The sequence below is a fragment of the Alcanivorax sp. HI0083 genome (assembly GCF_001635175.1).
In genome coordinates this window covers 1-9,211 of record NZ_LWFX01000824.1, presented here as the reverse complement: position 1 = coordinate 9,211, position 9,211 = coordinate 1, and the positions used below count along the sequence as shown (strand labels likewise).

Here is a 9,211-nt window from a genome sequence, read left to right as displayed (position 1 = left end):
TGGCGGGCGCGCCCCTGGCCATATCGCCCTGGGGGTAGCCCATCGTCGCAGCGGGCAATAGCAGTAAAGGCGTGCCTGCCAGGCCCTCCCCCTTGCTGCCATGATGGCCATAGCCCACCGCCTGATCGTCTATGCTGGGCGTGCTGTAGCGCCAGTCATCCGGCCGCCCCAACGCCCCCTGCAACGACACCGCCGGCGCTCCGCGGAAACCCGTGCCGCGCACCGACAGGCTATGGCCATTAAGATCCAGCTGGCGGCGCACATCCACTGCCAGCACCCCGCCGGTGACGCCATCCCAGGGCAATGCAGCCAAGTCCTGCTCCAGACGCAGGCTGTCGAATTGCGGCACCCGCACCAGCTGCCAGCGCCGGCGACCCTGTTCGTGGTTAGCCGGGGCATTCTCATAATGATGGTGTAGCCCGCCCCCCGGACCCGCGCCGAGAATGCGCACCTGATCGGCGTCCACCCGCTCAATACGCACCCATTCCTGCGCCCACGAGGCAGGCGCATCGGTACGTATCTGGCCGTAAGCGGCGGAGTTGGATGTGTTGATGGGGACGCCCTGAACCTGCATTAACAGGGCAAGATCGCCGGGCTGCAGCACAGCCCGGCCACGGGAATGGGTCAGCGTCAAAGTACGGGTGCCCGGAGGTAACGCCTGGTTGTCCGGACCGGAGAAATAACCATTGATGGTGCTGCCAACCGGCATGATTCCATCACGACCCGGTTCCGCACATAACGCTGCAGCTACCGGATGCGGCAGCAGCAGGCAGCCCAGTATCAGCGCGGCGGATCGAGCCAGTCGGCGGTAGTGTTGTTGCAACGGAACCATCCGGCAATACTGTAGCGTTCCAGGGTAGCTGCCAAGACTTCGTGGGGAATTTTCTCGCTGAGGAACGCCACCAGCGTGCCCGCACGGGGCTCCACCTCAGTGGCCACACGGGTTGCATCCGCCTCCGGCCAGATGCGCAGGCGCCCGCCCCATTCGCTTTGCCAGTTATCGTTGAGATAAAGCACCACGGACAGCAACCGACCGTTGTTGCCATTAAACGCATCCACATGGCGCTGGTAGAAATCCCCTGGCCCGTAAATGGCAAAGTGGGATTCCAGCTCGAACAACCCCATGAACAGCTCGCGATTGACCGCCAGCCGCAGGCTTTCCAACCCTTCAAACAACTGACACTGAGCCAGCGAGTCACCTTTTAGCCAACAGGTGCGGTCGCTGCGAACGCGGGTATCCTTCTGGTGTTCCTGGCGACGGCCAATGCCGGCAAGGCGAAACTCACCATGCTGGTCCTTGTAACACGCCTCCTCGCGCAAGGCCCGCACCAGCGCCGCCGGGAAATACCCGGGCGCCACCGCGAAACCCTGCCGGGCCAGCCCATCAATCAGGCCATCGAGTGGACTGCCGCCTACCCCGCCCAACAGATCCGCATTATCATGCACTGGCCGTGCCCTCTCGTTGTTAGTGCAACGCCCCACTGGCGTCAGAATCAAAGTCGTCCGGCCATAGCAGCCAGCCTTCTTCCTGGCATTCATCCAGCAATTGCGAGGTAGCATCAACGGTTGCCTGCACAAAATAGATGAACTGCTCAAAGCTCACCCCCTTGCGGCCCAGCAACAGGTCACATACCACCAGGCGAGGCAGGGAATCATCATTCACATCCAGAAACAGCTTCACCGACGGGTACGCCATATTCAACCGGCTCAGTTCCGCCTGTACCGCAAACAGGGTCGCCGGGCGCACTTCCAGCTCACTGGTCAGCAGGATGCCGTCTTCCTCCACGAACAGCCGCGCATCCACCACTCCTTCACGGCCCTGTAATTCAGACAGGTGCAGTGCATGACAATGTTCACAGATGTAGTGCTGGATATTGGCTTGCTGCAACCAGCGTTTGACCTGGTCTGCATCCGCGTTGACGACGCCTAACATGACATTCTCCTCAGACCCGCTCTAAACGCGGGTTTCTTGCCGGTCGCGAATCATCTGCCATTCGCCCGGAAAAAGAAATAGCCACCCGGCCACCACTTTGTGTCATTCATCCCCGAATATCTGCTGGGTAAGATGGGGCTTTCGTGCCTGATTGCTTGAAAGGAATACAAGAATGACAACTCCCCACGTGGCCTTCCGCTCCAGTGACAGCCTTCACCAGCGTACCGACGCCTTTATTCAACGCATGAAGGGCGGCGCCAAACGCCCGGAACCCAAGGAAATTGAGGCCATCATGGCCCAGTTTATCGAGGAAGCGCTGGCTGCATTCATTACCCGTGCTGCACAAGCCGCCGACCTGAGCCCCGGCATGTTCAAAGTGGTCAACATGACCTGCAGCACCATCAGCAAGACCACTCACCTGGTGATCGGCCGCAGTGCAAAAAAAATGGACCTGACACAGAACCAGGCCGCCGCCGACTATATGGATCAGGTGCGCCACCCCGCTACCGACGGCGACCACTGGCATGTCGCCTTCCCCATTAGCGAGGCGCTCTGTGCCCAATGCAAGGACGTAACCCGGCTGTGCCAGGAAGGGGAAGAGGACAAGGCCCGTCGCGAACTGACCGCCTACTTGCTCACCCTCACCGATGAAGCCATCGACTGGTACTTCGAAAAGCCCATGGCGTTGCTCGGCTTCGGCCCGGTGCTGCGCAAAGTCGCCAGCGTGGGCGTGGAAACCACCCGCAAGGCCAGCCGCAGCCTGATAAATAACCTGATCCCCAAGCTGGGCCCGGAGCAGCTGCTCGCCTCAGCGCAATATCAGGAGAGCATGCTGCTCCCCTTTCCCCCTCGCACCCGCTAAGACAACCCCCGCTGACGTTGCACTGACATCAAAGTGCAACGTCGCTTTCCTTTATCCGCTACACGGCCTACACACTGCATCTCTTTTGATAACAAATACTTACACTTGCCGACCCCTGTAGGCTAACTTCACCAAGTTTTTACAAAACTACTTATTCAACGGATTGCGCAGCAACTACACAGCTCTCTACTATCAAATTGGTATTACATCACAAAAAAACGAGGAGTGAGCCGTGTCTTTGCGCCATGCCATACTTGTCCTATTACAAGACCAGGAAGCCAGCGGTTACGACCTCGCTCGCGAATTTGCCAACAGTATCGGGCTGGTATGGAACGCCACCCACCAGCAGATCTATCTGGAGCTGGGGAAGCTCAACGACCAGAGCATGGTGAAATATCGCCATATCCCCCAGGACGGCAAACCGGACAAAAAGCTGTACCGGATCACGGATGAAGGACGCGACGAGTTAATTCGCTGGCTTCGCAAGCCAGCCGCACCACCGCGCATCCGCGATGCGTTCATGGTCAAGATTGCCGGCGGCGATCTGTCCGACAGCGCGTCCATACTGCGGGAACTGGACGACCAGGCCGACCTGCGCCGTGAACGGCTGAACACCTTCGAGTCACTGGCCAGCAAACTGGATGACACCAGCCGCGACCGTGACCTGTTTACCTATCTGACCCTGCGCCGGGGCATTCTTGATCAGCAGGCCTGGCTGCACTGGGCCGACGAGGTTCGCAGTGCCCTGAAAAAACGTGAAGAGCAGCCAGTATCGGTGCCCACATCGGTGTAATGACTCACAACGCAACAGACACCCTGCTCCGCCAGCTTGGCTGGCTGGTTCAGGCTCCCGCCCTGTTACCCTGCTCGCCCTTCCACGATGCCGGACATCTGCTGCAACGAGAGCTGCAAGCCGATCCGGCATTACTGCATAACGCCGCCACCCGATTACAGTCCCACCCCGGCCCGCGCCGCCTGGGGCTGATCTTCGAGCAGTGGGTCGCGGCCCTGGTGGATGCCAGCCAGGGCCAGGAGCGCATTACCAGCAACCTGCCTATTCGCGAACAAGGCCGCACCCTGGGGGAACTGGACATGCTGGTGCGTGACCGGCAGAGCGGCGAGCTGTGGCACTGGGAGCTGGCGCTCAAATTCTACCTGGCCACCGCCGAGCAATGGTATGGCCCCAATCGCCACGACACCCTGGCCCGCAAGGCCCATCACCTTTATCAGCAGCAACTACCACGTTCCCGATCGAACGTGGCCCGCGCCCAACTGGCCGAACAAGGCTGGGAGGTGCACGGCCAGGCTCTGCTGACCCGCGGCAGGCTATTCTACCACCGCGCTATCCCTCCCACCGGTGTGAAACCAAACCCCGGGCACGAGCGAGGCTGGTGGCGCACCACCGACGAGCTGGAGGACGGCCCCTGGTCAATCATTGAACGACCGTACTGGCCCACACCGTTTATGTCAGACAAAGGTACCAATTTCGTTGATCGCGCCACCGTGATTGACTATGTTGAAAGCCATTCACGCGCGCTCATGGTCACGGGCCCTCACCATGACCAACCGGGCTTTATTGTTCCTGTCAGCTGGCCAACCCCATGACATTTCAACAACAACCGCCGGCACTGGTGGACAACCAGGGCCGAGTTGCTTTCGGTGTCTTCCCGGAAACCGTGGCAAACATTAACGGTCGTGCGGCGGATTACCGCACCCCGATGGGCAAACCGGCCTCTTCCTTTGCCCGGCATTTTCATTACAAGCAGTTCCAGTATTTCGGCATCATCAGTGATGAGTTGCTGGCCGGTTGCGCCCTTGCCCATACCGGCTACCTGGGCATGGCCTTTTTCTACCTGTTTGAGCCGCAAACCGGCGCCCTGCACGAATACACCTGGCGCTCCCCCCTGGGCAGGGACCTGCGCATGTCCGCGTCACCGCAACAGGGCGAAAGCGTATTCCGGCAAAAAAACGTGGATATCCGTCTGGGCTATGAACAGAACGCTCAGGGAGCATTGAGCAAAAGCCTGTCGATCAAGCTGGATGACCTGGCACTGCAAGCCCATATGGACGAGGGCCCCACATACCAGCCCATGTCCCTGTGCACCCGTACCGGCATTAACGGCTGGGTCTATGCCAACAAGGTAGCCGGCAAAGCCGTCACCGGCTCGTTGCAACGCCAGGGCAAGCACACCGACCTGAGCGACATCGACGCCAATGGCCACCATGATTTTTCCGCCGGTTATATGCGCCGTGAAACATTCTGGAACTGGGCCTGCCTATCTACCCGGGTTGGTGATACCCGGGTCGGGCTCAACCTTTCCTGTGGTGTCAATGAGACAACCTTTTCGGAAAACTGCCTGTGGATTGATGATGTCATGGTCCCCACCGGCGGAGTGATATTTGATTACAACCGTGACGAGCTGATGCAACCCTGGACAATCCGCAGCCTGTGCGGCCGGGTACACCTTCAGTTCACCCCCAACGGAAACCACAAAGAGCGCCTTAACCTGGGGCTTTTTGCCAGCAATTTCAATCAGCTGTTTGGTCACTTCGATGGCGAGCTTCGCCTGGATGACGGGCGCCGCCTGCCAATCGAACGCCACTACGGTTTTGTCGAGGAGCAGTACGCAAAATGGTAGATCAACAACGCGATGCCAACGAGGAGACCCTCCAGCCGTCCGCACCGGAAAAATTCAACGAAAAAATCCGCCGGGGATGCTTCTGGGTAGTGCAATACTGGCGCGAACTGTTCAACTTCAAGTTCGATAAATACATGATCATTCAGGTCATGCCGGGCGTCTACGGCATTGCCCTGACCGCCATCGCCATGGGCCTGCTGTATCTGTGCGTGGAAGCTTTTATGGCATCGACATGGCGCGGGATTTTCTATTTTTTCTTCGCCGCCCCACTCACCTTCCTGTTCGCCGCATCGGTGCTACGCGCCCTGCTGGAATTCTACATGGTGGTATTCAAAATCTCCGAACATGTGGATGAACTGGTAGGACTGCGTGACACGGTGGATCGCCTGTCAGGCATCAGCGACAGCGTTGACGAAATGGTTGCGGTAACCCGCCGCATTCCTTTCTGGCGCGCCCTGTCCGGCGGCGGCGCCCGCCCGGACCGGAAAACACCCAAGGAAAACAATAAGGACGAAAAGAAATAACTCTCCTGTCAGTGGGGCGGGCTTAGCCTGTGCCCCACTGACAAGCACGGAGTACCGTGCACTATTTTTCCTGAGTCGCTTCCAGCGCAGTCAACAACAACCGCTGGAAAATATGCTCACGCACGCCGTCCGGATCCGTCAGCGCCATACGCTCCAGTGGAGCGGCAAACTCTGTCGGGCTTCCTTCGTGGAACAAGGCTTTGCGGCCCAGCTTCAGATATTCCTTGTGACTGACTTTCTCTTTCAACCAGGTGAGCGCCATCATCAAGCGCTGCTCCACCTCGGTGAAATCCGTACCCAGCGGGAAAACAGGGAAGCTCGGCTTGCCACAACGCTCGGCTATCTCGTGTAAATGTTCAGGATTGTTACGCCGGTGCGCTTCCGGAATCTGATAATCCTGGCGCAGCTTGCCCGCCGCCTGGGCCTGTTCCATCAGCTCCACCTGGAAACGGCTATCGGCCACGTTCAACATGGCCATCACCACTTCTTCATCAGTCTTGCCACGCAGATCCGCCACACCATACTCGGTAACCACCATATCGCGCAGGTGCCGGGGAATGGTGTTGTGGCCATAGCTGAACACCACATTGCTCATGGCTTCGCCGCCGCGTTCACGCCACGCCCGCACCATCAGAATGGAACGTGCGCCTTCCAGCTCATGGGCCTGGCTGACAAAGTTATATTGCCCGCCCACGCCACTGAGCACGCGGCCATCGTCAATCTGATCCGAGGCCACCGCCCCCAGCAAGGTGACCGTGAACGCGGTATTGATAAAACGCGCATCCTGACGCTGCAAACGATTCAGGGTTTCATCACCGTAAAGGTGATTGATGAAACTGATGCGCGTCATGTTGATTCTATTGCGCTCTTGGTCCGTCATCTCCCGCAAGCGCGCATAGAAATCCTGGGGCCCCAGGAAAAAGCCACCGTGCATCACCACCCCCCCGGCCAGGCTTTCACCGAACACCGCCTTCAAGGCTTCACGGGTGGTGCGATCGTCCAGATCATTGGGCACGGTCACGTCATTGGGCAGCTGCAGTTCGTCACCATGTTTGCTAATGCCGTCGCGGAAAATACCAAACCGTTTCAGGGTGCGTAGTTGCGCGCGGTCCAGCCGCCGACTGATGGCCGATTGCTCGCGCAGGGCATCCAGCAGCGCCAGCCCCGGCGTTGCCGGGTTGTGCATTTCCAGACGCTGCAGAGGTGCCCAGTCATAGACCGGGCGGCGAATGATGCCATCGTCAATCAACGTGAGCAGGCCATGGGTCATCATTTCGCTGCAACCGTAGAGGCCCTCACGAAAAACCCCGGTGCCCCCCTCCCGCTCAATCAAGGCGTCATGCTCAGGTGGCACACCCCAGGCTTTCAACGCACTCAGATAGCGGGGGTTGTCTTGCTCGCGCAAACGCAGATGATGCACCAGCGCATCGCCAAGGGCACCAATACCGATTTGCAGCGTGCCACAGTCACGCACCAGGGTACTGGCATGCAGGCCGACAAAATGGTCCTGAATATTCACCGGCATGTTCGGGGTACTGAACAACCGTGTGTGGCCTTCCGGGTCATCCACCAGCAGGTCCATCTCCGGTAGCCAATCGTCCACCCGGGCATCATTGCCCATAAAGGGCAGGTCCCGATGCACCTGCCCCACGGCCACGATGGTTTCACCGGCTTCCCGGCGGGCCTTGAGCAAGGGCATCAGGTCGAGCGTCACTTCCGGGTTGCAGGAAAAACTGTACTCGTCGTTACCGTCCACCTGCCGGTGAGCCAGTAATTGCGCTACCACATTCACACCGCGCGCATTGAGGTCCCGCGCCACATGGGTGTAGTTGCTGCNGATGTAATGTTGTTGAGCCACATCACTGCCCAGCATGCTGCCAGGCTGCACGAAAAATTCGAAGACACGGATGTTGGCGGGCAGGTTTCCACGCTTTTGCGCCGCCAGGTAGCTCAACGCTTCATAGTCGCCAAACAACCGATCGGCAAAGGGGTCAAGGAAACGTTTTTCCAGATCACTGCCCGCTCCAGGTTTTCCCAGAGACAAAGCAGTATAGATATCCAGGCTCAAGGACGGGTCCGCTTCCACACGTGCATAAAGTGCATTCACAAACCGGTTGGGTTTACCCAGCCCCAGCGGCATGGCGAGGCGAATTTCTCCACCTGTGGCCTCAATAACCCGGTCTACCGCCTGCTCTACCTGATTGATTCGATCCGTCACGACCTCTCCTTGTCATTCATTCAGCGCAATTAATGTAGTGCCATTCAGTGGCTGGAAGCGCTGGACACCAGCGTGACCAACACCACACCCGCAATAATAAACCCCATCCCCAGCATGGCGGGCAAATCGGGCATTTGTTTAAAGAATAGCGCGCCCACCAGCGCAATCAGTACGATACCCACTCCAGCCCAGACCGCATAGGCAATCCCCATGGGAATCGTACGCAGGGTCAGGGAAAGGGCATAAAACGCAATGGAATAGCCCACCACGGTGGCCACTGATGGCCACAACCGGGTGAACCCCTGGGACGCATTCAGCGCCGAGGTAGCCACCACTTCAGCCACAATGGCGATGGACAAATACAGGTAACCCATAGGGACTCCGCAACAATCAAGCGAGTTGATCAGGCCGGACATTCAGGCCGAAGGGGCAGCCTGCAACTGATTCAACAAGGCCTCCCAGCGTGCCAGCTGTTGGGCCGGGAAGTCAGCCTCAGGGTGGCGCACAATCAGTACCAGGCGCGAGTCGGTGTCCTGATCCGGCCACCGGTTCTGTGGTGTCATCTCCGGCGTCTGTTGCGCCACCCACTGAACCAGCATGGGGCCATCCAACCCGTTCACCCGCAACAACCCTTTCACTCGCACCAATGCATCGCCACATTGTGCCTGCAGCTGCTGAAGCGCGGCCTGCCATAATGGCCAGTCCAGACCATGGGGCCAGCGCAGCGAGGCACTGAACAGATTATGGCGGGACGCCTGCTTCTCCGCGGGAACCAGCGCAAGTGACTGAGCGGCAAGCGTCGCTCCCTCCACAGGGGCAAACAGGCCAGTCACCCGGCAACGACGCGGGAGCGATTCATCAAGCAAGCTCGCGTCAGGAAAGTTGGTATCCAGCCGGTATTGCCGCGCCGTTGCATTCAGCCCGTGCAGCTGCGCCTGCAACGCCTGCACGGCCGTGGGCTCGGCCTGTTCCGTCTTGGAAAGCAGCAGCGCATCGGCGCTATGGATTTGCTCCAGTACTTCCGGATGCTCGGCA

11 protein-coding genes are annotated in these 9,211 nt (G+C 59.0%); 5 read left to right on the top strand and 6 right to left on the bottom strand.

Going from position 1 to position 9,211, the window contains the following annotated elements; all coding sequences use genetic code 11:
• From A3754_RS07970 to A3754_RS07960, 3 genes are all read right to left on the bottom strand, one after another.
• Window positions 1–823 (bottom strand): hypothetical protein (locus A3754_RS07970; RefSeq protein ID WP_197468563.1); only part of this gene is annotated, 823 nt, incomplete at its 3' end.
• Window positions 781–1,446 (bottom strand): 2OG-Fe(II) oxygenase, encoded by a 666-nt coding sequence (locus A3754_RS07965; RefSeq protein WP_063519262.1) that lies wholly within the window; start codon window positions 1,444–1,446, stop codon window positions 781–783. The genes A3754_RS07965 and A3754_RS07970, both read right to left, overlap by 43 nt.
• Before the next feature lie 19 nt (window positions 1,447–1,465).
• Window positions 1,466–1,933 (bottom strand): YbjN domain-containing protein, encoded by a 468-nt coding sequence (locus A3754_RS07960; RefSeq protein ID WP_063519261.1) that lies wholly within the window; start codon window positions 1,931–1,933, stop codon window positions 1,466–1,468.
• Between the two features lie 172 nt (window positions 1,934–2,105).
• Between A3754_RS07960 and A3754_RS07955 the strand changes: the two genes are divergently transcribed.
• The 5 genes from A3754_RS07955 to A3754_RS07935 all read left to right on the top strand — a co-directional run bounded on the left by A3754_RS07955 (window position 2,106) and on the right by A3754_RS07935 (window position 5,958).
• Entirely contained in the window at window positions 2,106–2,795 is a 690-nt protein-coding gene (locus A3754_RS07955; protein WP_063519260.1) for a hypothetical protein, read from the top strand.
• 232 nt (window positions 2,796–3,027) lie between these two features.
• Window positions 3,028–3,588: a PadR family transcriptional regulator gene (locus A3754_RS07950; protein ID WP_063519259.1), complete on the top strand. Its 561-nt coding sequence runs from the start codon at window positions 3,028–3,030 to the stop codon at window positions 3,586–3,588.
• Complete coding sequence (locus A3754_RS07945; RefSeq protein ID WP_063519258.1) at window positions 3,588–4,400, top strand: DUF1853 family protein; 813 nt, start codon at window positions 3,588–3,590, stop codon at window positions 4,398–4,400. Before A3754_RS07950 ends, A3754_RS07945 begins: the two co-directional genes overlap by 1 nt.
• Complete coding sequence (locus tag A3754_RS07940) at window positions 4,397–5,434, top strand: DUF2804 domain-containing protein (RefSeq protein WP_063519257.1); 1,038 nt, start codon at window positions 4,397–4,399, stop codon at window positions 5,432–5,434. The genes A3754_RS07945 and A3754_RS07940 overlap by 4 nt, the downstream gene beginning before the upstream one ends.
• Window positions 5,428–5,958 (top strand): DUF4282 domain-containing protein, encoded by a 531-nt coding sequence (locus A3754_RS07935; protein ID WP_063519256.1) that lies wholly within the window; start codon window positions 5,428–5,430, stop codon window positions 5,956–5,958. Before A3754_RS07940 ends, A3754_RS07935 begins: the two co-directional genes overlap by 7 nt.
• Before the next feature lie 61 nt (window positions 5,959–6,019).
• On the opposite strand, the gene A3754_RS07930 is transcribed toward A3754_RS07935, so the two are convergent.
• From A3754_RS07930 to A3754_RS07920, 3 genes are all read right to left on the bottom strand, one after another.
• Window positions 6,020–8,176 (bottom strand): acetyl-CoA hydrolase/transferase C-terminal domain-containing protein, encoded by a 2,157-nt coding sequence (locus A3754_RS07930; protein WP_063519255.1) that lies wholly within the window; start codon window positions 8,174–8,176, stop codon window positions 6,020–6,022.
• Between the two features lie 44 nt (window positions 8,177–8,220).
• Complete coding sequence (locus tag A3754_RS07925; protein WP_063519254.1) at window positions 8,221–8,550, bottom strand: multidrug efflux SMR transporter; 330 nt, start codon at window positions 8,548–8,550, stop codon at window positions 8,221–8,223.
• A gap of 42 nt (window positions 8,551–8,592) precedes the next feature.
• A partial coding sequence (locus tag A3754_RS07920) for a GTP-binding protein (protein WP_197468562.1) occupies window positions 8,593–9,211 on the bottom strand: 619 nt, incomplete at its 5' end.

Coding starts and splice junctions, on each gene's coding strand:
- A3754_RS07940 (WP_063519257.1), top strand. CDS start 4,397: ATGACATTTCAACAACAACCGCCGGCACTGGTGGACAACCAGGGCCGA.
- A3754_RS07945 (WP_063519258.1), top strand. CDS start 3,588: ATGACTCACAACGCAACAGACACCCTGCTCCGCCAGCTTGGCTGGCTG.
- A3754_RS07955 (WP_063519260.1), top strand. CDS start 2,106: ATGACAACTCCCCACGTGGCCTTCCGCTCCAGTGACAGCCTTCACCAG.
- A3754_RS07960 (WP_063519261.1), bottom strand. CDS start 1,933: ATGTTAGGCGTCGTCAACGCGGATGCAGACCAGGTCAAACGCTGGTTG.
- A3754_RS07935 (WP_063519256.1), top strand. CDS start 5,428: ATGGTAGATCAACAACGCGATGCCAACGAGGAGACCCTCCAGCCGTCC.
- A3754_RS07925 (WP_063519254.1), bottom strand. CDS start 8,550: ATGGGTTACCTGTATTTGTCCATCGCCATTGTGGCTGAAGTGGTGGCT.